This window comes from Bradyrhizobium sp. CCBAU 21365 (assembly GCF_015291305.1).
In the GTDB taxonomy this organism is placed as follows: domain Bacteria; phylum Pseudomonadota; class Alphaproteobacteria; order Rhizobiales; family Xanthobacteraceae; genus Bradyrhizobium; species Bradyrhizobium elkanii.
Map to the genome: position 1 here is coordinate 7,917,254 of NZ_CP030036.1, position 21,380 is coordinate 7,938,633.

The 21,380-nt window shown below is 65.7% G+C and carries 26 protein-coding genes; 16 read left to right on the plus strand and 10 right to left on the minus strand.

From position 1 onward, the window contains the following. Positions 1-1,197: a tRNA 2-thiouridine(34) synthase MnmA gene (mnmA, locus tag XI02_RS37265; RefSeq protein ID WP_069276530.1), complete on the minus strand. Its 1,197-nt coding sequence runs from the start codon at positions 1,195-1,197 to the stop codon at positions 1-3. Between the two features lie 359 nt (positions 1,198-1,556). On the opposite strand from mnmA, the gene XI02_RS37270 reads away from it, so the two are divergent. The 3 genes from XI02_RS37270 (at position 1,557) to XI02_RS37280 (ending at position 4,467) form a co-directional block, all read left to right on the plus strand. Next, positions 1,557-3,164 (plus strand): flagellar hook-length control protein FliK, encoded by a 1,608-nt coding sequence (locus tag XI02_RS37270; RefSeq protein WP_172646889.1) that lies wholly within the window; start codon positions 1,557-1,559, stop codon positions 3,162-3,164. 10 nt (positions 3,165-3,174) lie between these two features. Then, complete coding sequence (locus tag XI02_RS37275; RefSeq protein ID WP_016844363.1) at positions 3,175-3,888, plus strand: flagellar hook assembly protein FlgD; 714 nt, start codon at positions 3,175-3,177, stop codon at positions 3,886-3,888. Positions 3,889-4,248: 360 nt separating this feature from the next. Beyond that, positions 4,249-4,467 (plus strand): hypothetical protein, encoded by a 219-nt coding sequence (locus XI02_RS37280; protein WP_143029745.1) that lies wholly within the window; start codon positions 4,249-4,251, stop codon positions 4,465-4,467. Positions 4,468-4,570: 103 nt separating this feature from the next. Here XI02_RS37280 and XI02_RS37285 read toward each other — a convergent pair whose 3' ends face one another. From XI02_RS37285 to XI02_RS37295, 3 genes are all read right to left on the minus strand, one after another. After that, on the minus strand, positions 4,571-4,915 hold the full coding sequence (locus XI02_RS37285) for a DUF1236 domain-containing protein (RefSeq protein WP_016844361.1): 345 nt from the start codon (positions 4,913-4,915) through the stop codon (positions 4,571-4,573). Between the two features lie 115 nt (positions 4,916-5,030). Beyond that, positions 5,031-5,207, minus strand: a complete 177-nt coding sequence (locus XI02_RS37290; protein WP_172646888.1) for a DUF2934 domain-containing protein — start codon at positions 5,205-5,207, stop codon at positions 5,031-5,033. 1 nt (position 5,208) lies between these two features. Beyond that, a complete protein-coding gene (locus XI02_RS37295; protein WP_069276657.1) occupies positions 5,209-5,343 on the minus strand; it encodes a DUF3606 domain-containing protein in 135 nt (44 codons plus the stop codon). 214 nt (positions 5,344-5,557) lie between these two features. On the opposite strand from XI02_RS37295, the gene XI02_RS46515 reads away from it, so the two are divergent. The 3 genes from XI02_RS46515 to XI02_RS37300 all read left to right on the plus strand — a co-directional run bounded on the left by XI02_RS46515 (position 5,558) and on the right by XI02_RS37300 (position 6,337). After that, a complete protein-coding gene (locus XI02_RS46515; protein WP_370142595.1) occupies positions 5,558-5,713 on the plus strand; it encodes a hypothetical protein in 156 nt (51 codons plus the stop codon). 5 nt (positions 5,714-5,718) lie between these two features. Further along, the gene (locus XI02_RS46520; RefSeq protein ID WP_018273550.1) at positions 5,719-5,940 is read left to right on the plus strand and encodes a hypothetical protein; all 222 of its coding nucleotides are present in this window, start codon (positions 5,719-5,721) and stop codon (positions 5,938-5,940) included. A 196-nt stretch (positions 5,941-6,136) separates the two neighbouring features. Beyond that, the gene (locus XI02_RS37300) at positions 6,137-6,337 is read left to right on the plus strand and encodes a hypothetical protein (RefSeq protein ID WP_016844357.1); all 201 of its coding nucleotides are present in this window, start codon (positions 6,137-6,139) and stop codon (positions 6,335-6,337) included. A 154-nt stretch (positions 6,338-6,491) separates the two neighbouring features. Here the strand turns inward: XI02_RS37300 and XI02_RS37305 are convergent, their stop codons facing one another. Beyond that, a complete protein-coding gene (locus tag XI02_RS37305; RefSeq protein WP_172646887.1) occupies positions 6,492-7,469 on the minus strand; it encodes an AraC family transcriptional regulator in 978 nt (325 codons plus the stop codon). Positions 7,470-7,981: 512 nt separating this feature from the next. On the opposite strand from XI02_RS37305, the gene XI02_RS37310 reads away from it, so the two are divergent. Beyond that, positions 7,982-8,164, plus strand: a complete 183-nt coding sequence (locus XI02_RS37310; protein WP_100213813.1) for a hypothetical protein — start codon at positions 7,982-7,984, stop codon at positions 8,162-8,164. Between the two features lie 123 nt (positions 8,165-8,287). After that, positions 8,288-9,508, plus strand: coding sequence for an OpgC domain-containing protein (locus tag XI02_RS37315; protein WP_172646886.1), 1,221 nt, complete (start codon positions 8,288-8,290; stop codon positions 9,506-9,508). A 57-nt stretch (positions 9,509-9,565) separates the two neighbouring features. On the opposite strand, the gene XI02_RS37320 is transcribed toward XI02_RS37315, so the two are convergent. The 3 genes from XI02_RS37320 to mdcA are packed head-to-tail and all read right to left on the minus strand — an operon-like array spanning position 9,566 to position 13,308. Next, a complete protein-coding gene (locus XI02_RS37320) occupies positions 9,566-10,345 on the minus strand; it encodes an alpha/beta fold hydrolase (RefSeq protein ID WP_172646885.1) in 780 nt (259 codons plus the stop codon). A 35-nt stretch (positions 10,346-10,380) separates the two neighbouring features. Then, positions 10,381-11,640, minus strand: a complete 1,260-nt coding sequence (locus XI02_RS37325) for a malonyl-CoA decarboxylase (RefSeq protein ID WP_172646884.1) — start codon at positions 11,638-11,640, stop codon at positions 10,381-10,383. A 12-nt stretch (positions 11,641-11,652) separates the two neighbouring features. Then, positions 11,653-13,308, minus strand: coding sequence for a malonate decarboxylase subunit alpha (gene mdcA / locus XI02_RS37330; RefSeq protein WP_172646883.1), 1,656 nt, complete (start codon positions 13,306-13,308; stop codon positions 11,653-11,655). A gap of 80 nt (positions 13,309-13,388) precedes the next feature. Between mdcA and XI02_RS37335 the strand changes: the two genes are divergently transcribed. The 7 genes from XI02_RS37335 (at position 13,389) to XI02_RS37365 (ending at position 20,020) form a co-directional block, all read left to right on the plus strand. Continuing rightward, the gene (locus XI02_RS37335) at positions 13,389-14,249 is read left to right on the plus strand and encodes a LysR substrate-binding domain-containing protein (protein ID WP_016844352.1); all 861 of its coding nucleotides are present in this window, start codon (positions 13,389-13,391) and stop codon (positions 14,247-14,249) included. A 175-nt stretch (positions 14,250-14,424) separates the two neighbouring features. Continuing rightward, the gene (locus XI02_RS37340; RefSeq protein ID WP_002714638.1) at positions 14,425-14,700 is read left to right on the plus strand and encodes a DUF1153 domain-containing protein; all 276 of its coding nucleotides are present in this window, start codon (positions 14,425-14,427) and stop codon (positions 14,698-14,700) included. A 173-nt stretch (positions 14,701-14,873) separates the two neighbouring features. Continuing rightward, positions 14,874-16,499, plus strand: a complete 1,626-nt coding sequence (fliF, locus tag XI02_RS37345) for a flagellar basal-body MS-ring/collar protein FliF (RefSeq protein ID WP_069276660.1) — start codon at positions 14,874-14,876, stop codon at positions 16,497-16,499. A gap of 1 nt (position 16,500) precedes the next feature. After that, complete coding sequence (fliG, locus tag XI02_RS37350) at positions 16,501-17,586, plus strand: flagellar motor switch protein FliG (RefSeq protein ID WP_018273552.1); 1,086 nt, start codon at positions 16,501-16,503, stop codon at positions 17,584-17,586. Continuing rightward, positions 17,586-18,209 carry a FliH/SctL family protein gene (locus tag XI02_RS37355; protein ID WP_172646882.1) on the plus strand — a complete coding sequence of 208 codons (624 nt, stop codon included), beginning with the start codon at positions 17,586-17,588 and terminating at the stop codon, positions 18,207-18,209. Before fliG ends, XI02_RS37355 begins: the two co-directional genes overlap by 1 nt. A 20-nt stretch (positions 18,210-18,229) precedes the next feature. Then, positions 18,230-18,580 (plus strand): flagellar motor switch protein FliN, encoded by a 351-nt coding sequence (fliN, locus tag XI02_RS37360; protein ID WP_016844340.1) that lies wholly within the window; start codon positions 18,230-18,232, stop codon positions 18,578-18,580. Between the two features lie 54 nt (positions 18,581-18,634). Next, complete coding sequence (locus XI02_RS37365) at positions 18,635-20,020, plus strand: sigma-54-dependent Fis family transcriptional regulator (protein ID WP_172646881.1); 1,386 nt, start codon at positions 18,635-18,637, stop codon at positions 20,018-20,020. Positions 20,021-20,059: 39 nt separating this feature from the next. On the opposite strand, the gene XI02_RS37370 is transcribed toward XI02_RS37365, so the two are convergent. Further along, complete coding sequence (locus XI02_RS37370) at positions 20,060-20,215, minus strand: hypothetical protein (protein ID WP_016844338.1); 156 nt, start codon at positions 20,213-20,215, stop codon at positions 20,060-20,062. A 168-nt stretch (positions 20,216-20,383) separates the two neighbouring features. On the opposite strand from XI02_RS37370, the gene XI02_RS37375 reads away from it, so the two are divergent. Then, a complete protein-coding gene (locus tag XI02_RS37375) occupies positions 20,384-20,761 on the plus strand; it encodes a hypothetical protein (protein ID WP_016844337.1) in 378 nt (125 codons plus the stop codon). 26 nt (positions 20,762-20,787) lie between these two features. Here the strand turns inward: XI02_RS37375 and XI02_RS37380 are convergent, their stop codons facing one another. Continuing rightward, on the minus strand, positions 20,788-21,378 hold the full coding sequence (locus XI02_RS37380; RefSeq protein ID WP_016844336.1) for a flavin reductase family protein: 591 nt from the start codon (positions 21,376-21,378) through the stop codon (positions 20,788-20,790). Positions 21,379-21,380 lie beyond the last annotated feature (2 nt).

A 21,380-nucleotide genomic window follows, 5' to 3' on the forward strand; every position in this document is an offset into this window, starting at 1 on the left:
CTATCCGCGAACCGCTTCTGCAATCGGCGCCAACGCGTCCTGCGTCGCGGCGCGTATTGCGCGGCTTGCGCTTGCACTCCTGATGAAGCCGCCGCCGAGCACACGCGCCTGCCCGGAGGCTGCGTCGTAGAACACGCAGGCCTGGCCGGGCGACACGCCCTCCTCGCCGGCGACGAGCTCGACCTCATAGCCGCCATCGGCGGCGCGGAGCCACGCCGGCTGCGGCGCGCGCGTCGAACGCACGCGGACATAGATCTCGATGCCCTCGCCGATCACGCGATCCAGCGCGCCGTCGCCGATCCAGTTGACGTCGCGCAGCGCGATGCGATCCATCCGCAGCGCCTCGCGCGGCCCGACCACGACACGGCGCGTCGCCGCATCGAGCTTGACCACATAGAGCGGGCTGCCGGAGGCAATGCCGAGCCCCTTGCGCTGGCCGACGGTGAAATGGACGATGCCCTGGTGCTGGCCGATCACATGACCGTCGAGATCGACGATGTCGCCCGGCGCGATCGCATTCGGCTTCAGCCGTCCGATGATGTCGGTGTAGCGGCCGGTCGGCACGAAACAGATGTCCTGGCTGTCCTGCTTGTCGGCGACCTCGAGATCGAAGCGGCGCGCCAGCTCGCGGGTCTGCGGCTTGGTCATGTCGCCGAGCGGGAAGCGCAGGAAGTCGAGCTGCTCGCGCGTGGTCGCGAACAGGAAATAGCTCTGGTCGCGATCGGCATCCGCGGCGCAAGTGAGCGAGCGCGATCCGTCGGCAAGCCGCCGCGAGGCGACATAGTGGCCGGTGGCAAGCGCCTGCGCGCCGAGCTCGCGCGCGGTCGCGAGCAGATCGCGAAACTTGACCGAACGGTTGCACTCGATGCACGGCACCGGCGTCTCGCCGAGCGCGTAGCTGTCGGCGAAATTGTCGATCACCGATTGCTTGAAGCGGCTTTCGTAATCGAGCACGTAATGCGGGATGCCGATCCGCTCCGCGACATTGCGCGCGTCGTGGATGTCGCGGCCGGCGCAGCAGGCGCCCTTGCGATGGGTCGCAGCGCCGTGGTCGTAAAGCTGCAGCGTGATCCCGACCACGTCATAGCCCTGCGACTTCAACAGCGCAGCCGTCACCGACGAGTCGACGCCGCCGGACATGGCAACGACGATCCGTGTATCTTCAGGGCGGCCTTCGAGATCCAGACTGTTGAGCATCTTTAAGCGGTCATTGATCACTGTCGCGGCGAGCTTACGCGCTCCGCGACGATATTGGAAAAAGCCTTTTGTCCAGAGAGCCTTAGAACACATCCAAGGCCGGTTCGGTCGGTTCGGACGCGTTGGAGGCCACCTTTAATATAGGCCGTATTCCGGTGAGGCAATCCGGTGGAAGCTGTGCCGCGCCACGCGTGGACGGCAAATCTTGCCGCCGGGCAAAAAGGAGACCCGCCGGGAACCCGCTCCAGCCGGCCAAGATAGCCAGTAACCATATGAAATAACTCATTATTTATTGCCATCCCTGGTTGGCCCACTCCTTGCTGACAAAACGCCGGAAGTCTCATTTACGAGGGTTGGCAGTGGTCAGCGTCACGTCGGAAGCATTGGCAGGCCGGTCTTTTCAGGGTGCGACGCAGCGGTCGTCGCGGCCCGATCCCGCTTCGCAGGCGGGGAACGACGGCTTTGCCGCGCTGGTCGACAGCAACACTGCGTCCGCAAACGACAGCCGCTACGACTCCCAGCCGGCGCCCTCGCGGCGGTCCGACGATCCGCCCTCGACGACCGACGCGCGCCCCCGCGACACCAGCGCGGGCCCCGACCGGACGTCGCGGGATTCCGGCAGTTCGCGGGACGACAACAAGGTCGACAGCGACAGCGACGCGCCGTCCAAGACCAAGTCGAAATCGAAATCGAAATCGAAATCGGACGACTCGAAATCGAGCTCCGATGTCAAATCGACCAGTGACCAGCCGGACGCGACGCAGCCCGCTGCGCAGCAGGATCCCGGTGCGGCAACCGTGAATGCCGTGATTGCTCCCGTTGCCGCGACACCGGCGACTGCCCCGACACCGGCGGCCACCGCGCCGTCCGACCAGCCGGCCGCACCGCTCGCGATCGCGGCAGCGGCCATTGCGGCAAGCTCGGCCATCGCCGGCACCGGCGCGGCGGGCGGCAGCGGCGCGCCTGCCGGCGCCGACACCGCAGCGGCCGCGGCCACCACGGCGAACGCCGACAAGGTCGCCAAGGCGGCCGGCGTCAAGACCGACGCGCAAGTCATCACCCCCGGCGATGCGGCAACGGCTTCGGGCGCTGCGACAGCGACTGGCGATGCGACATTCGCCGCCACGGTTGCCGCCGGAACGCCCGCCACCAAGACGACAATGCAGGCCAAGACACAGGTCACCGCGAAGGACGCGACGGCGACGACGCCGGCCGACCAGGACGGCGCCGCGGCGGGCAGCGCCAACACCGCGCAGGCTGCTCCGACCAACATCGTTCCCGCCGCCGCGCAGCCGGCCGCCGTTGCCGGCAAGGCGAAGGCCGCCGCAGACAGTGCGGCCGATGCCATCAAGGCCGACGCGAGCGGCGACGGCAATGCCGCGCCGACGCCGGCGGCCGGCGGCCACGCGGCCGCGCAGGCCCAGCTCACGACCCCCGATCCCACCGCGCAGGCGGCGAACGCACTGCAGCCGCAACCCGCGACCACCCAGACGACGCCGTCGGCGACCGCACAATTGACCGTGACCAACGCCGCGCAAAGCGCCGCTGTGCCGCTCAGCGGGCTTGCGATGCAGATCGCCGCCTCCGCCAAGAGCGGCAAGAGTCGCTTCGAGATCCGGCTCGACCCCGCCGAGCTCGGCCGCATCGACGTCCGCATCGATGTCGATCGCAACGGCCAAGTCACCTCGCATCTCACCGTCGAACGCCCGGAAACGCTCTCGATGCTGCGCCAGGACGCCAACCAGCTGCAGCGCGCGCTCGACAATGCCGGCCTCTCGACCGGCAATGGCGGATTGCAGTTCAGCCTGCGCGACCAGTCGCAGTCGGGCCAGAACAACAATGGCCAGCCCAATCCGAACGCCCATCGTTTGATCGTCACCGAGGAGGACAGCGTTCCCGCCGCAGCGGCGGGCCGCTCCTACGGCCGCGCAACCGGCGCCCTCGGCGGCGTCGATATCAAAGTGTAAGGAGTTCACCATGGCAGTCGATGCAACCATGCCGACGCCCGTCGTCTCAGCACCGGGCACCAGCAACGGAACGAACTCTGGAAGCAGCAGCGGCAGCGGCCTGACGACCTCGTCGCAGGGCATCGCCGACAATTTCCAGACCTTCCTGACGCTGCTGACCACGCAGTTGCAGAACCAGAACCCGCTCGACCCGCTCGACACCAACCAGTTCACCCAGCAGCTGGTGCAGTTCGCGGGCGTCGAGCAGCAGCTGAAATCCAACGATCAGCTGAAGTCGCTGATCGAGATCGAGAAGAGCGCGCAGTCGACCCAGGCGCTGGTCTATGTCGGCAATACGGTCGCGGTCGACGGCAGCAAGACGCAGTTCGACAAATCCGCGACCTGGAATCTGGTGTCCCCGCAAGCCACCAGCGCCACCATCACGATCACCAGCGCGACCGGCCAGACCGCCTATTCCGGCAATTTCAGCCTGAAGCAGGGCAATGCCAGCTTCGTCTGGGACGGCAAGGGCAACGACGGCACGCAATGGCCGGCCGGCACCTACACGCTGACCGCCACCGGCAAGGATTCCAAGGGCAACCCGATCGCCATCTCGACCGAGGTGCAGGGCGTCGTCGATTCCGTCGACCTGACCGCCTCCCCGCCGCTGCTCTCGATCGGCGGGCAGACCTACACCACCGACAAGATCAAGCGCGTGGTGCGCGGGGCGACAGGCTCGAGCTGAGCACATTGCCACGATCCGTAGCTGCGCGTTGAGCGGGCGACCGCGCACGCTACACTGTATCGTCGTCCTGGCGAAAGCCAGGACCCATAACCACCGCATTTGATGATGAACGGGATCGTGGCCCCAGCGTCGCGCAACAATTGAGAGTTGGGGTAATGAGTCCTGGCTTTCGCCAGGACGACACTGAGTGTGTGGCGCGGTTTCTTGTGGGTCACACGATCGTATTCTCGCGACATGATTTGCCCGAGCTCTGCTGTTCGTTCCGCCTCTGTTGTAGAGGGCGCAGGGAAAGCCGGGTGCCGATCGCGACGGTTCCATGCTATAGCCACGTCACTTGGCTGCTTGCTGTGGGGCTCGACAATGCCGATCAATCGCTTGCTGAAGACGGACGAATACACGCCGGAGCAAATCGAGCTCTTCAACAGGGCGTTCAGCCTGGCGCTGCATTCGATGGGTCTGGTCGATCGGAACGATCCGCTTTGCGAGATCGTGGCCCGCAAGGTCATCGAGATCGGCAAGACCGGCGCCCTCGACGCGAAGGGCGTCGCGGAAGCGGCTGTGGCCAGCATCGGTCTCTGACGGCCGACGCGGTCGATGGCCGCTGACCGCGTGCCCCGCGGATCAGACATTCCTGCTGAGCGCGGGCCGCCGCCGTTCCTGGCGGCCCGCCGTCAGAGCGGCCTCACTCGACTTCCTGCACGACCGTACGGGTGTCGGGATCGACCAGCATCACGCGCTGGCCGGTATAGACATAGCGATATCTGGTGAGCGACGGGCCCCAATCGGCAGGCACCGCTTCAAGCTCGACCTCGCTCGGCACAGGCGAGCCGACGACGATCCTCTCCCGCGTCTCGACGGGACGGATCTTGTGTTCGGTCACATAGCTATGGATTCGCGTACGGTACTGCGGCTCGATCTGCACGGTGGCGGCATGTCCGGCACCGGTCGTGCCGACAATCGTGCTCTGGGCAAAAGCGCCGGTCGACGCCAATACGGCGGCAACAGAAATCAGAACCAGCTTTTTCATAACGTCCTCCTCACCGCTCCATGCGGCGTTTTCGAGAACCGCGACAGAATGGCAATGTTCCTAACGGAGGATCCCGATCAATCGCGTCGCCGGCACGCCCCTCGCGCGAAGGCGTTCATCCGGGAATGGTCGTCTTGTTCGGCTGGTCCAGTGTTGGCGCGTCAGGACTTTCGCTCTCCGCATTCAGCTCGACCTCGGCCGCGTGCCAGAATTCCCTGTCCCTGCCGTCGGGCTTTCTGGCCTTCTCCCAGAGCTGCCGCGCGTAGTCCCGGATCTGCTGTTCGGTGGCCATGTCATTCCTCGGGTATCCCGAGCTCCTTGCGAACCGTCACGGCGGAGTCACCGACCTTCTCGACGGCCTTACGCAGCTGTTCGCGCGACACGCCGAGGGCATGCGTCCAGCATCTCACCTGACGCAGATCGTGCATGTTGATCTTCGATCGATCGAACTGCTCTTTCCTGGTCAGGCGTTTCGTCACCGGACTTCTCGCGTCAGCCGCTCGGCCCGAGCTTCGGCCGTTGCTGGCGATCCAATCTTCCGGACAGTTCTTTGTTCCTTCTCCGGATGGGTGGGCTGTCACCCCCGGAGGAACATTATCCGCAAGCGATACTTCAGTCGTGAGGGATGAACAAAGGTGAGCCATGACAAACATTGCAGACAGGATCGGCGGGCGGGTCAAGCAGCTCATCGCCGAGATCATCAACGACGGCAGGCTTGCCGAGGAAGGCGCGCAGGAGATCAGGAAGGCCGAGACCGCGCGCCGCCGGCGAAGCCGTTCGGCAATTTGGACAAGCTGACCTAGATGCCCAGATACTTCTTCCATCTCGCCGGTGACATCCCTGCACATGACGTCCTCGGTCACGACTGTGCCGACGACAAGGACGCCAAGGATCACGGCAGCTTCATCGCTCACCGGATCGGGACTGAAAAGCCGGAGATGGTTCGCGACGGCAATTTCATCTCGGTTCGCGATGTGGGCGATCGCGAACTCTTCCGGATCCCCTTGGCTTCGACGAGCGTCTGACGGACGGTCGTTCTCGGCTCGGCTCGCTTCCCGCAGACCGACGCCGCCGGCCGACGCCCGTCGCTCCTTCGCCGGCCCGCCGCATGGTGCTCTCAAGGACGCGGCCGAGACAAGACACGCCTCGCCGTTCAATAGGAACAAACGTCGACGAGCGTGGTTCGGACCTACACCAGGGTTTGAAACACCAATTGCACAAATGAAACGCCGCAATCGCTTCAAGCAAACCACGACGCTCGCATTCCGCCTCATTCAGCTGGAAGAGGCGGCCCGCGCAAGGGCCTCGCACCTGCCTCCCGGCACCGAGCGGGAACGACTTCTCAAGAAGGCCCGTGAGGCCGAGCGCGCTGTCCAGATCGAACAATGGCTCGCCACTCCGGGAGCAGAGCCGCCGCCGTAGCGCTCCGATTCACATAAGATGGTTCGATTCACATAAGCTAATGCGCACAGCCCCGAGAGGCGCTCGACAGCCGCTGGCCTGAACCAACTCGCCTCTGCTCCGGAGCGGTGGCCCAGGCAGCATCTCGCGCACATGCCAGTCGGGGCGGCACGGCTTAGTGAGAGCCCTTTCGTGCGAGCCGGACACCGCGTGGCGAATCGCCGAAACGGGTTCGGAACAGACGGTTGAAATACGAAACATCCGAGAAGCCGACCTCGAGCGCGATATCGGAAATTCGCTGACGGCCGGCATCGGGCTCCGTGAGCAATTTGAGCGCCTGCTGGAGCCGCAATTCATTCATGCGCTCGGTGAATGATGGTCCCGATGACGCCATCAGGCGCTGCAGATAGCGCGACGAGATGCCCTGGCGACGTGCAACCGCCTGAACGCTGAGCCCGGGCTCCTGAAAGTGAGTGGCGATGTAGTCGAGCACGGCACGGTGCCGCGCAGCGACGACGGCGCTCGCGCTGCTTTCGCCCAGTGCAGGACAATCGTCGATTGCGAGCGCGACGAGATCGTGGATATGGGTCACGACCGTTTCGCGAAGCTTCGGTGTGCTCAGCGCTTTCGTTCTAAGCACCGATTTCATATATGAGGTGAACAATCGGAATGCTTCTGTCCGCTGCAGAATCGGCCGCATGACCAGGCCTTCGACGTCGGCCACGCGCTGCGCAAGCGCCTCGCGCGGCACGGCCAGACCGAATTGCGACCCGTCGATATAGGTGACGCTGGCGGGCTCGGAATGCAGAATTGCGATCGCATTGCCGGCGCAAAGGTCGGCTTCCTGGCCGCGTTGCGATAGCTGACTTTTGCCCGGAGAGCAGAAGATCACCCCGATGGAGTCATCGCCATCGGCAAGGTTCGCTTGCAGACGCTTGAACCGCATCGACGTACCTTTCAGCGCCAGCATGCGCAAACCCTGGACCGCTCGCAGCGACGCATCGGCCAGGAAGGAAGACTCCGATAGAGGCTCGATATCGGCGCGCACGATGCAGCGGCCAAAGTGCTCACGCCATAACGGAATACGAATGCGTTCCGGAAGGTCGCGCGTCGAAAATCGATACGATGCAAAATTGGCTGCGTCCGTCGGCATGGGGACCTCCAGCCTTCACAAAACACACCAGAATGAAATGCTGCGGCACACCACAGTCAGTATCTGCATTTTGCGATTCACGCACCGGCCTTCGCCCGACCGGTGCGCATCAGTCCAAGAAGCTACGCTATCGGTCTGCTAGTGTCATTCGCCTATGATTGATGGTGATGTGAACTGGTTCACTTGGTGATTTGAATATTACGTGTATAATGCTCGTGAAAATCGCGGCGAAATTTCCCCTTTAAGAAGACGCGGTCGCGATCGCTCTATTTATAATTGCTGCCATCGGATTCGTTTCGGACATTCCGGGCAGCGTGCAAGCGCAAATCAGTGTCATGCCCCTGTACGCGGTCTCCTGGCTAAGGCGCCATGCGCAGGTCATTCAGTAGAACGACTGATCGATTTTGGTTGCGTCGGACTGCCTGCGGCACTGTCGGTTATCGCCGCCGGTTGAAATGGTCGAAATCTGTCACGTGGGAAAGTCAACCTAGTGATCAAGAAGGCGTTCGATCATGTCCACCATATTCGACATGCTTTATCATGAGTACTGTCGTGCCCGCCTCGCCGAAATGCGAAAGCAGCATTTGTTGCCGGCCATCGGCGACGCCGCGCAGGCGGCGCCGTCAGAGGATAGCGATCCTCCCGGCCCCCGTGATTGCGGCTGGCCGGCGGAAGCGCCGCCAACCCTCGGGTAGCTGGAGCGCACCATCATACAGGTTGGCCGGAGGCTAGTCCGGCACGCGCACGCCTCGGAGCACCCGAGCGTCTCATGGATCTGGGTCCGATGAGGCCGCGCGCGCCCGCCAGACAGATCGAAGATGCACGATCGAACCCGCAGCTCGAAGCGATTGCTCGGCGAGACTCCGCCGGAGTTCAGATCGGCCGGCCGCGACCCGCGCATCGATGTCTGTCGCGGGATCGCGTTATGGTGGATCTTTCTCGATCACATTCCAGACAACGTCGGAAGCTGGCTGACCCTGCGCAACTACGGCTTCTGCGATGCCGCCGAAATATTCATGTTCATCTCGGGTGTCACCTGCGCACTGGCCTACGGCAGGGCGCGTCAGCGCGACGGCTGGCGCGGCATGATCGGCCGCTCGCTGCGGCGGGGATGGGATATCTATGCCGCCTTTCTGCTGCTGACGCTCGCCTGCGCGATCCTCGTCTACCTCGCGGGCAGCGATCGTCTCGCCGACGACAGCAATACGCGGGTTCTGTTCGAACGTCCGGGCGCAGCGCTTGCGCACGCCGCGGTCCTGCAATTCCACCCTGTCAATACCGACGTCCTGCCAGTCTTTGTGATCTGCCACGTGTTGTTCGCACCGCTGCTGTGGCTGCTGCTGCGCGCGCCGAACCTGGCGCTTGGCCTGTCGCTGTCGCTTTATGCGCTGGTGCATGTCTTCGGCTGGAACATTCCTGCCTGGCCTGACGGCGTCTGGTTCTTCAACCCGCTGGCCTGGCAGCTTCCGGTCGTGCTGGGCGCATGGTACGTCATCGAGGGAAAGACCATCCAGGGATGGGTGACGTCGCGCCCCGCGCTTGTTCTGTCCGCGCTCTATCTCGCGTTCGGCCTGGTCGTTGCGCTCGGCCACGGCATCAAGCCGCCGCTGCTGCCGCAGGCTCTGACGGATCTGCTGCTTCCAATGGACAAGTCGAATCTGAGTCCGTTGCGGCTGCTGCATTTTCTGGCGCTTGCCATCCTGGCGTCATGGCTCGTTTCCGCGGGCTGGCAGGGACTGTCGACGCCGATGCTGCGCAGCGCGAGGCGTTGTGGCGAGAACTCGCTGCCGATCTATTGTCTCGGCGTGCTGCTGGCGCTCGCCAGCCAATGCGACCTGTTCGACATCTCGAACCAGCTCTCGATGCAGATCGGGCTCAGTCTTGCCGGTGTCGTCGCGATGGCCGCGGCCGCGACGCTGCTGAACATGCTCGGCGCCAAGCGCGCCCGGCCGCCGGATGTCGATGCCGCCGGACATGACCTTGTGCCGCGCGCCGGCGATCGCGGCATTCTCGACGGTCATGGCGCGCATATCCTCTAGAGCGCGTCATCGTGCGCGGGAGAAGCGGATGCTCTCCCACGCACGGTACGCCGACGCTCAGCTCGGCTGCCGCGCGGCGTCGAGGATCAGCCGGGCGATCGCGTCGGGCTGCGAGATCAGCGCGAGATGGCTGGCCTTCACCTCGATCGTGGTGGCACCCATCCGCTTGGCCATGAAGCGCTCGAGATCCGGATTGATGGTGCGGTCTTCGGTCGAGACGGCGTAGTAGCTCGGCTTGCTGCGCCAGGCCGCTTGGCTGGTCTTGCCGGCCAGCAGTTGCTTGTGGAACGGCTGCTGCACGGCATAGAGCACCTTCGCCTTCGCCTCCGGCAGGTCGCCGGCGAAATCGCGCAGGAACGCTTGTTCGCTGAGCCGGCCCTCATCGCCGTCGAACACGATGCCGGCGCTCGCGGGCGGGGTCGGATAGGTCTTGGCCAGCGCGGTGTAATCCTCGTCCGCATCGGGTGCGCGCGCCGCGACATAGACCAGCGCCGAGACATTCGGATGCACGCCGGCCTCGGTGACGATCATGCCGGAGAAGGAATGGCCGACCAGCACGGTCGGACCGTCCTGGCGATCGAGCACCCGCTGCGCGGAGGCAATCGCGTCGGCCAGCGTGGTCAGCGGATTTTGCACCGACGTGACGTTGAGCCCGGCGGCCTGCAGGCGCGGAATGACCTCGGACCAGCACGAGCCGTCGGCGAACAGGCCGTGCACCAGCACGACGTTGCGCGCCGTGACCGGCGGCGTGGTGGCGGCCATGCCGCGCGAGGACACCAGTGAAGCCGCAGCTCCGGCGAGCAAGGCGGTCGAGAAGGCGCGTCTGTTCATCATCATGTCACTGCTCCGTTGCTTGTATGGTGAGTTGAAAATCAGAGAAGCGCGTCCACCTGCGGTGAACGGACAATCTCTCCTACGCGCGCAAAGGCCTCGTGGTTACGCTCGATGCTGTCGTGATCGTAAAGATAGTTGACCATGATGCCGAAGGATTCCGCCATCGCGCGATCGGCCGTGTTGCCGAGCCAGTTGATCCGCTCCAATCGGGCACCGTTGCCGAGATGGAAGCGCACCACCGGATCGACGCGATTCCCGGACGCCGGCGAGCGCGTGAGATATTGCGCGCACAGCCTCATCAGGACCGGACGCCAGGTCTCGCAGGTCGCGGCGTCATGCCACCAGCCCTCGCGGTCCAGCTCGCGCAGCATCGCGACCTCGTTGCCGCCGGATTGCGGCTGCTGGACGAGCCAGCGCCGGAAGCCCGGGATCGGCGACAGCGTGGAGAAGCGCTTCAGCTGCGGGAATTCCGTTTGCAGCTCCTCGACCACCTGCTTGATCAGAAAATTGCCGAACGACACGCCGCGCAATCCGTCCTGGCAGTTGGAGATCGAATAGAAGATCGCGGTGTCGGCATGCGCGGCCCTGAGGCCTGCGCTGTCTTGATCCGCATCCTGCACCAGCAGCGGCGGCACGGCGGTGGCCAATCCCTGCACCAGCGCGACCTCGACGAAGATCAGCGGCTCGCCGGGCAGCGCGGGATGGAAGAAGGCAAAGCAGCGGCGGTCGGGCGCAAGGCGGCGGCGCAGATCGTCCCAGCCCTTGATCTCGTGCACCGCCTCATAGGCGATCAGCTTCTCGAGCACGGCGGCCGGCGACTGCCAGTCGATGCGGCGAAGCTCGAGGAAGCCGCGGTTGAACCATGAGACGAACAGATGCTTGAGATCTGCATCGAGCAGCTTCAGCTCCGGTTCGGAGCCGAGACGGCCGGCGATCTCGCTGCGCATCGCGATCAGGCTCGCCGTGCCGCCCGGCGCCATGTTCATCCGCCGCAACACCTCCTGGCGCGGCGGATCGGCGGCGTCGGCCAAAGCGGCCGCGGCCGCCGCCGTGCTGTCGGCAAGATAACGCGTCGCCGCATCCTGCAGCGCCGCCGCGTCGGGCTGAAACGCACTCGCCAGATAGCGTTGAAAGCCGTGCCGGCCGTCGGCATCGAGCACGCGCATGGTCTGCTGCAATTGGCGCGCGATCAGGGCGCCCGACGCTTCGCCGCGCTCGGACAACAATGCCGCGGCGAGCTGCCTCGCTTGATCGAGCGAGGCCGGCGGGCCGCTTGGGATGTGCTCGGCGTGGGTCATGGGGGCCTCCTTCTAGCGGCGGAATTTGGCGGGCGGCGCGTAGAGGCCGCCCGATGCGGCGACGAGGTCGTCGATCGATTTCGCGGCGAGCCAGTCGCGCGTCGCCGTCGCGACGTCGAGTCCGAGATCGGACGGCAGCATCACGATGCCGCGGCGGCGCAGGCCGTCGGTCGTCCCGGCGTCCTGCCGCCGGCCGAACTCGGTGTCGCCGGCGACCGCGCGCAAGGCGGCCTCGCGCTCCTGCGGCGAGCGGCAACGCAGCAGGTTGCAGACGCCGCGCTCGGTGATCACGTGGCTGACGTCGTCGCCATGGATCATGACGGGCGGCAGCGCGAAGCCGGCCGAGGCCGCGAGGTCGAACGCGTCGAGGCGCTCGACGAAGCTCGGCGCGCCGTTCGGCTGCCGGGTCTGGACCATCTGCACCACGAGCTTGCGGCCGCGCAGGCGCTCGCCTGCTTCCTCGCCGGCGCGCAGCCAGGCAACGCTGTCGTGGCGTCGGCCGCGCGGATCGGCGCCCATGTTCGGCGCGCCGCCGAAGCCGGTGATGCGGTCCTTGGTGGCGGTCGAGCTGTTGCCCTCGGGGTCGATCTGCAAGGTACCGCCGACGAACAAATCGCAGGCATATTGTCCGGCGACCTGCGCCAGCGCGCGGTTGGAGCGCAGATTGCCGTCGGCGCCGACCGGAAACACATCGGGACGGCTGGCGACATAGCGTTCCATGCCGAGCTCCGAGCCGAAGCAATAGACGTTGTCGACGAAGCCGGCCTCGATGGTGGGGATCAGCGTCGGATGCGGGTTGAGCACGAAATTCCGCGCGACCTTGCCCTTCAGCCCGCGCTTGGCGGCAAAGGTCGGCAAGATCAGCTCGATCGCCGCGGTGGCATAGCCGATGCCGTGATTGAGCCGTGTCACCTGATAAGGTTCGTACACCGCCGCGATCGCCATCATCGCCATCAGGACGTTCTCGTCCCTGACCTTGGCGGGATCGCGCGTGAACAGCGGATCGATCGCGTACGGCTTCGGACCGGGCACCACGACATCGACCCAGTCGCCGGGGATGTCGACGCGCGGCAGGCGATCGACGATCTCGTTGACCTGCGCCACGACGAGGCCACCGCGGAACGCCGCGGCCTCGGCGATGGTCGGCGTGTCCTCGGTGTTCGGACCGGTGTACAGATTGCCGTCGCGATCGGCCTTGTCGGCCACGATGAGCGCAACCTGCGGCGTCAGGTCCACCAGCATCCGCGCGTAAAGCTCGAGATAGGTATGGATCGCGCCGATCCGCAGCGCCTTGGCGGCGACGAGCTCGGCGAGGCGGCGGCTCTGCGGGCCGGCAAAGGCGAAGTCCAGGCGGTTGGCGATGCCGCGCTCGAACACCGCGAGATGATCGGGAAGCGCGAGCACCGACTGCACCATGTGCAGATCATGCACCCGCGCCGGGTTCACCCCGGCGAGGCACGCGGCCAGGAAGTCCGCCTGCTTCTGGTTGTCGCCCTCGAGCGCCACCCGGTCGCCGGATGCGATGACCGCCTCGAGCAGCTCGATCGCGCGGTCGGGCGGACAGACCTTTCCGTTCGTGCCGCAGACAGCTCGCGCGCGCGCCAGGCGCGCCGTGCGATCGGTTCGTTGGGTCGTCTCCGACATGATGGCCTCTCCTTGCTTGATCATCTGAAGCGAAGGTAGGCGGCCGACATTGATAATAGAAACGCTATTCTATAATATGATTGATTACGAATATGGATTAATCGATGCTCGACCTCGAACTCTTGCGGGCCTTCGTCGCGGTCGCCGATTGCGGCGGCTTCCACCGCGCCGCCGAGCAATTGCATCTGACCCAGTCGACCATCAGCCAGCAGATCAAGCGGCTCGAGCTCGAGACCCGGCGGCCGCTGTTCCGGCGCACGACGCGCAGTGTCGCATTGACCGACGAAGGCGAGATGCTGCTCGGGGACGCTCGGCGTCTGCTGCAGCTCGAGGAGGCGGCACGGCAGCGGCTGGTGGCGCCGCGGCTGTCCGGCGCGGTCCGTCTCGGCGTTGTCGAGGAAGTCGCCGGCGGCTCATTGCCGTCGGCGCTCGGCCGCTTCGCCGCGCTGCATCGCGGGGTCAAGCTCGAGGTGCAGATCGGCGTCAGCGCCGAACTGATTGAGCAGCTCGATGCGGGCCGGCTCGATCTGGTGTTCGCCAAGCGGCCACTCGGAACGTCGAAAGGCCGCTTGGTGTGGCGCGAGCCGCTGGTGTGGACCGCGGCGGACACGTTCGATCTCGTTCCCGGCGCGCCGCTGCCGCTGGCGCTGTACCGCGAACGATCGGTGTCGCGCGACGCCGCGCTCTCCGCGCTGCGCGACGGCGAGCTCGGCTGGGAGATCGTCTATACCAGCCCGAGCCTGACCGGCGTCCGCGCCGCCGCCGTCGCGGGACTTGCCGTCACCCCGCTGCCGCTCAGCGCCGTCACCACGGGCCTGCGCATTCTCGGAATTGGCGACGGCCTGCCGCCGCTTCCCGATCTGGAATTCGCCATCTACGAGAAAAGACGGCCGGACAAGGCCGCGGAAGCACTCGCCGATGCCTTGCTGACGCTGGCGCGCGGTCCCCTGCGCCCCACGATTTGAGCGCGCCGAACCGCGAATTGCGCCGCGCGCCGGTCTGCCTGCCGACGGGCAGAGCCGCCTGTTCCCGGCCGTTCCAACGAGATTCGTATTGAACGCTTGGGCTTAGGCAAATTTTAAACCGGGAGGCGTAGCTTACCCCTTGCGAGTTCAGTGGTTGAGAGTTTGTGAGTACGCCATGACAGAACCCCATCGCCCGAGGGTGAAATACGTCATCGGGCCTGACGGCAGCCCGTTAACGATTGCGGATTTGCCGGCCCCCGGTACCAAACGGTGGGTCATCCGCCGCAAGGCCGAAGTCGTTGCTGCGGTTCGCGGCGGCCTGCTCTCCCTCGAGGAGGCCTGCAGCCGCTACACATTGACCGTCGATGAATTCCTTTCCTGGCAGTTCTCGATCGACCAGCACGGTCTGGCCGGGCTGCGTACCACCCGCATCCAGCAATATCGGCAGTAATTCGGCGCCGATCCTGTGGCATTTGACGAAAACCGGCCTCGCTTTGCGAAGCCGGTTTTTTCATGTCCGCGATTTTGCCGCGGTCCTTAACCTTCGTTAACCATATGGAAACCATACCCTAGGCAATATTTGCCCAGTCGGACCCGCGCGGGCCGAATCCCTGGGGGCCGTTGGTGCAAAGTCTGGTTGCTTTCCTGAGAGGTCTTGGTGCGGCCCGCCTCGCGGCCATGGTTGCGGTCACCGCGGCCCTGATCGGCTTCTTCGCCTTCGTCATCATGCGCGTCACGACGCCACAGATGACCACCCTCTTCACCGACCTCTCGACCGAGGATTCCTCTGCCATCATCAAGGAGCTGGAGCGCCAGGCGATCCCGTTCGAGCTGCGCAATGACGGCGCCGCGATCATGGTGCCGAAGGACAAGGTGACGCGGCTCAGGATGAAGCTCGCCGAAGGCGGCATGCCCAAGGGCGGCGGCGTCGGCTACGAGATTTTCGACAAATCGGATGCCTTGGGCACCACGAGCTTCGTCCAGAACATCAATCATCTGCGGGCGCTGGAGGGCGAGCTCGCCCGCACCATCCGCGCCATCGACCGCGTCCAGGCCGCGCGCGTCCACCTCGTGCTGCCGGAGAAGCCGCTGTTCTCGCGCGAGACGCCGGAGCCCTCCGCCTCGATCGTGCTCAGGGTGCGCGGCGCGCTCGAGCCGCAGCAGATCCGGGCGATCCGCCACGTCGTCGCCTCCGCGGTCAACGGGCTGAAGCCGCAGCGGGTCTCGATCGTCGACGAGGCCGGCCAGCTGCTCGCCGACGGCGCCCAGTCCGACGCCGACGCCGCGGTCGGCGACGAGCGCCGCGCCGCCTTCGAGAAGCGGATGCGCAAGCAGGTCGAGGACATCGTCTCCTCGGTGGTCGGCACCGGCCGCGCCCGCGTCCAGCTCTCCGCCGACTTCGACTACAACAAGATCACCCAGACCTCGGACAAGTTCGACCCCGAGGGTCGCGTGCTGCGCTCGACCCAGACCCGCGAGGAATCGAGCCTCACCGCCGACAATTCCGGCCAGGTGACCGTCGCCAACGAGCTACCGGGCAGCCAGAACCAGGACAACGCCGCCCGCGCCCGCGACCAGAGCAAGAAGAGCGAAGAGACCAACAATTACGAGATTTCCCGCACCACCAAGACCGAGGTGACCGAGGCCGGCCGCGTCAACCGCATCTCGGTCGCGGTGCTGGTCGACGGCAGCTACTCCAAGAACGAAAAGGGCGAGCTGGTCTACCAGGACCGCACCAAGGAGCAGCTCGACCGCATCGCCGCCTTGGTCCGCTCCGCGATCGGCTTCGACCAGAAGCGCGGCGACCAGGTCGAGGTCGTCAACCTGCGCTTCGCCGAGCCGCCCGCCGCGCAGCCGATCGCCGAGCCGACCGGCCTGCTCGGCATGCTGCAGTTCACCAAGGATGACGTGATGTACGTCATCGAGCTCGGCGTCATGATGATGCTTGGCCTCGTCGTGCTGTTCATGGTGGTCCGTCCGCTGGTCAAGCGCATCGTCGCGGCCGACGTCATTCCGGCGCTGACCGGCGCGGGCATGCCCGCGCTGGCCGAAGCCCCCGAGAGCACCGGCACGCCCGGCCAGGCGCTGATCCCGAGCGGCAGCGGCGCGGCGCAATTGATCGACGTCGCCCAGATCCAGGGCCAGGTCCACGCCCAGGCCGTGCACCGGGTCGGCGAGCTCGCCGAACGCAATCCGAACGAAACCGTCTCCATCGTCCGTCAATGGCTGAGCGAGCCGGTAGAGAACTGACATGGCCGCCGTACCCCAGACCACCAACGCCAACGACATCGCCACCGTCCTCTCGACGCTGGCAAACCGGCAAAGCGCCCGGCCCAAGGGCAAGCCGCTGCCCGGCCCGAAGCGCGCGGCAATCCTGATGCTCGCGCTCGGCGAGCAGTATGGCGGCAAGATCTGGTCGATGCTCGACGACGAGGAAGTCCGCGAGCTGTCGGTCCACATGTCGACGCTCGGCACCGTCGAGGCCGACGTGGTCGAGGACCTGATGCTGGAATTCGTCTCGCGGATGTCGGCCTCCGGCGCGCTGATGGGCAATTTCGACGCCACCGAGCGGCTGCTGCAGCAATACCTGCCGGCCGAGCGCGTCTCCGGCATCATGGACGAGATCCGCGGCCCCGCCGGCCGCAACATGTGGGAGAAGCTCTCCAACGTGCAGGAAGAGGTGCTCGCCAACTACCTCAAGAACGAATACCCGCAGACCATCGCCGTCGTGCTGTCGAAGCTGAAGCCGGAGCACGCCGCGCGTGTGCTCGCGATCCTGCCCGAGGACATCGCGCTGGACGTGGTCGGCCGCATGCTGCGGATGGAGGCGGTGCAGAAGGAAGTCATCGAGCGCGTCGAGCAGACGCTGCGCACCGAGTTCATGTCGAACCTGTCGCAGACCCGCCGCCGCGACGCCCATGAGGTGATGGCGGAGATCTTCAACAATTTCGACCGCCAGACCGAGACCCGCTTCATCACCTCGCTGGAAGAGGAAAACCGCGAATCCGCCGAGCGCATCAAGGCGCTGATGTTCACCTTCGACGATCTGATCAAGCTCGACACCGCCTCGGCCCAGACGCTGATGCGCAACATCGACAAGGACAAGCTCGGCGTCGCGCTGAAGAGCGCCAACGAGGAGGTGCGCAGCTTCTTCCTCGGCAACATGTCCTCGCGTGCCGGCAAGATGCTGATGGACGACATGGCCGCGATGGGCCCGGTGCGGCTGCGCGACGTCGACGAGGCGCAGGCGCTCTTGGTCAACCTCGCCAAGGACCTCGCCGCCCGCGGCGAGATCACGCTGACCAAGAACCGCGCCGACGACGAGCTGGTGTATTGATGGCCGCGCCCGCAAAATTCCTGTTCGACACGGATTTCTCGGCGCCGGACCGCACGCGCGAACGCGCGCCGACGCCGGCCGAGGTCGCGCAGAAGGTCGCCGATGCCGAGGCCCGGGCCTATCGCGCCGGCTACGAGGCCGCGCTGCGCGAGGCCAAGGTCGAGAGCGACCGCCGCGCCGCGCAGGCGCTGGAGGAGATCGGCACCGCGATCAAGGGCATCGCGGCGCGCTTCGCCGGCATCGAGACGCGGATGGAGACCGAGGCCGTGGACGTCGCGGTGGCGGTCGCCCGCAAGCTTTGCTCCGAGCTGATCGCGCGCGAGCCGCTCGGCGAGATCACCGCGCTGGTCTCCGACTGCTTCTCGCATCTGGTGGCGACGCCGCATCTCGTGGTGCGCATCAATGACGCGCTCTACGAGGCGGCGCATGACAATATCGAGCGGATGGCGGCGCATTCCGGCTTTCAGGGCCGGCTGGTGATCCTGGCCGAGCCGACGATTGCGACCGGCGACTGCCGGATCGAATGGGCCGATGGCGGCGTCGTGCTGGAACGCGCTGCGATCGAAGGCAAGATCAACGAACTCGTCGGGCGCTATCTGGCGTCCCGCGGCCAGGCCGGCTGAAGGCGATTGAGGGCTGAACCATGAGCGACACCGACACCCAAGTCCCGCTTCCCGATCTCAACTCCGCCGAGGCGCCCGGGATCGACGACATCGGCTACAACGAGGATGAGCATGCCGCGCGCATCGCGGCCGATCTCGAGGCCGTGTTCGACGTGCCGGTGCAGGTCTCGGCGGTGCTCGGCCGCTCCAAGATGGACGTCGGCGACCTCTTGAAGCTCGGACCGGGCACCGTGCTCGAACTCGACCGCCGCGTCGGCGAGGCGATCGACATCTACGTCAACAACCGCCTGGTGGCGCGTGGCGAGGTGGTGCTGGTGGAAGACAAGCTCGGCGTGACCATGACCGAAATCATCAAGGCGGAACGCTCTTAATAACTCAGGCGGTCACGCGCGGGACCTGCGCGACCAGACGAACAGGAGATCATCATGCGGCTTCTCATCGTTGGCACCCTGAAGGGCCAGCTCACGACCGCGACCAAGATCGCGATGGACAACGGCGCCTCCGTGACCCACGCCGAGGCCGCCGAACAGGCGATGAACGTGCTGCGCGGCGGCAAGGGCGCCGACCTCCTGCTGGTCGATGTCGGTCTCGACATCCGCGACCTCGTGATGCGGCTCGAAGCCGAGCACATCCACGTGCCGATCGTCGCCTGCGGCATCTCCAACGACGCCCGCGCCGCGGTCGCCGCGATCCACGCCGGCGCCAAGGAATACATCCCGCTGCCGCCGGACCCCGAGCTGATCGCAGCGGTGCTGGCCGCGGTCGCCAACGACGCGCGCGACCTGATCTGGCGCGACGAGGCGATGGGCCGGGTGATCAAGCTGGCGCAGCAGATCGCAGGCTCGGACGCCTCCGTCATGATCACCGGCGAGTCCGGCACCGGCAAGGAAGTGCTGGCGCGCTACGTCCATTCCCGCTCGGCCCGCGCCAAGCGGCCATTCATCTCGATCAACTGCGCCGCGATCCCCGAGCACCTCTTGGAATCCGAGCTGTTCGGCCATGAGAAGGGCGCCTTCACCGGCGCGGTGGCGCGCCGCATCGGCAAGTTCGAGGAAGCGACCGGCGGCACGCTGCTGCTCGACGAAATCTCCGAGATGGACGTTCGGCTGCAGTCCAAGCTGCTGCGCGCGATCCAGGAGCGCGTGATCGACCGCGTCGGCGGCACCAAGCCGGTGCCGGTCGACATCCGCATCATCGCGACCTCGAACCGCAACCTCTCGGAGGCTGTGCGCGAAGGCACCTTCCGCGAAGACCTGCTGTTCCGCCTCAACGTCGTCAACCTGAAGATTCCGCCGCTGCGCGACCGCCCGGCCGACATCCTCGAACTGGCGCAGCATTTCGCCAGGAAATATGCCGAGGCCAACGGCATGCCGGTTCGTCCGATCTCGGCTGATGCCCACCGCGTCCTGACCGCGAACCGCTGGCAGGGCAACGTCCGCGAGCTCGAGAACACCATCCATCGCGCGGTCCTGATGGCGCAGGGCGACGAGATCGGTTCTGACGCGATCCTGACCCCCGACGGCGACCGCCTCGACCTCGCCAAGACCGCCCCCGCGGTTGCGCACGCCACGCTTGCCGCCGAGCAGGTCACCCGCGCGCTGGTCGGCCGCACCGTCGCCGATGTCGAGCGCGACCTGATCCTGGAAACGCTGAAGCACTGCCTTGGCAACCGCACCCATGCCGCCAACATCCTCGGCATCTCGATCCGCACGCTGCGCAACAAGCTGAACGAATATGCCGACGGCGGCATCCCGATCACCCCAGCCGGCAATGGCGCGCCCGATTATCAGCGCATGGCGAACGCCGGCTGAGAAACCCAGGCGGCGGCAAGTCCCGTCGCCGGCCTCGTCTCACGAATAGCTGGGCGCGTCGGGCTTGCGGAAGATCCGGATCGGATCGCCCGGCGTGATGTCGCGACCGGTGAACGTCACATAGGCATAGAGCGCGAGATAAGCGACGGCGATCGCACCGACGAGATAGAACAGCCAGGTTCCCACACGCTTCATCGAACCGTCACGTCTCCGAAATCTCGGGCGCTTTTAATGCGCCCGCCGGGAAAGCGCCACGACCAACATGCCGCGCCGGCCTCGGCGCTGTCATCCCTTGAATCTTGCGGCAGGTTGCCTTATTCAATCTCCTATTGCGTTTACATTCTTAGACAACTGGAGAGTGATATGGCCCTTTATGCGCAGACCAGCGGCACCCTGTCCACGACCTCCGCGACTTTAACGCCGATGCAAGGCCTCAGCCTGACGATTCCGGAGGGCGTCGGCACCACCGCGATCATCACCCTTAACGTTCCGAATCCCTACGCCACGGGCAACGATATTCCGGGCGGCGTGTTCGGCGTCACCGTCAATGGCACGGTCTCGCCGGTCGTCGCAAGCTTCACCTATAACGAGACCCCGTCGAGCTTTGGCCGTATCCCGACCACGCTCGTCGTTGGCATTCCGCTGGCCAATGCGGCTCAGACCGTCCAGGCTGTATGGGCTGGCGTCCGCGGCAGCAATGTGATCATCGACAGCCCGGCATCGCTGAGCGCAGTTTTCTAAAGTCCGATCCGGATAAGCACGGCGCGCTAGCGCGGCCCTCGCACATGGACGTGACGCGACGGCAGGCTGACCTCGGCCAGCCGTGCGGCGTCTTCCTCATGGTCGATCGCGACATACTCGCCGTGCCAATACGCCAGCGCGGCGGTACGCTCCGACGCAATCACGTCGAGCACGCGGCCGATGACGATCACGTGCGAATGCCGTTCGATGGTCTCCTCGACCTCGCAATCAACCGCGGCAAGCGCGCCGACCAGCAGCGGGACGCCTGACGCACGCGTCGTCCACTCGGCCCCGGTGAAGCGGTCCGCGCCCTTCAGGCCGCCCTTGCCGGTGAAGCGCTCGGCGATGTCGCGCTGATCCGCGGCCAGGATGTTGACGCCGAACACGCCATGGCGCGCGATCAGCGGCCATGACGAGGCCGCGCGGTTGATGCTGACGATCAAGGACGGCGGCTCGACCGAGAGCGACGACACCGAGGTCACCGTCATTCCCGAAATATCCTTAGCCCGACCGGCCGTGATCACGCTGACGCCGCCGGTGAGGTGACGCATTGCGCCGCGGAATTCGGCGGCCGCAACCGCGGGCTCGATCGAAACATTGCGGACGACGGAATTCATGG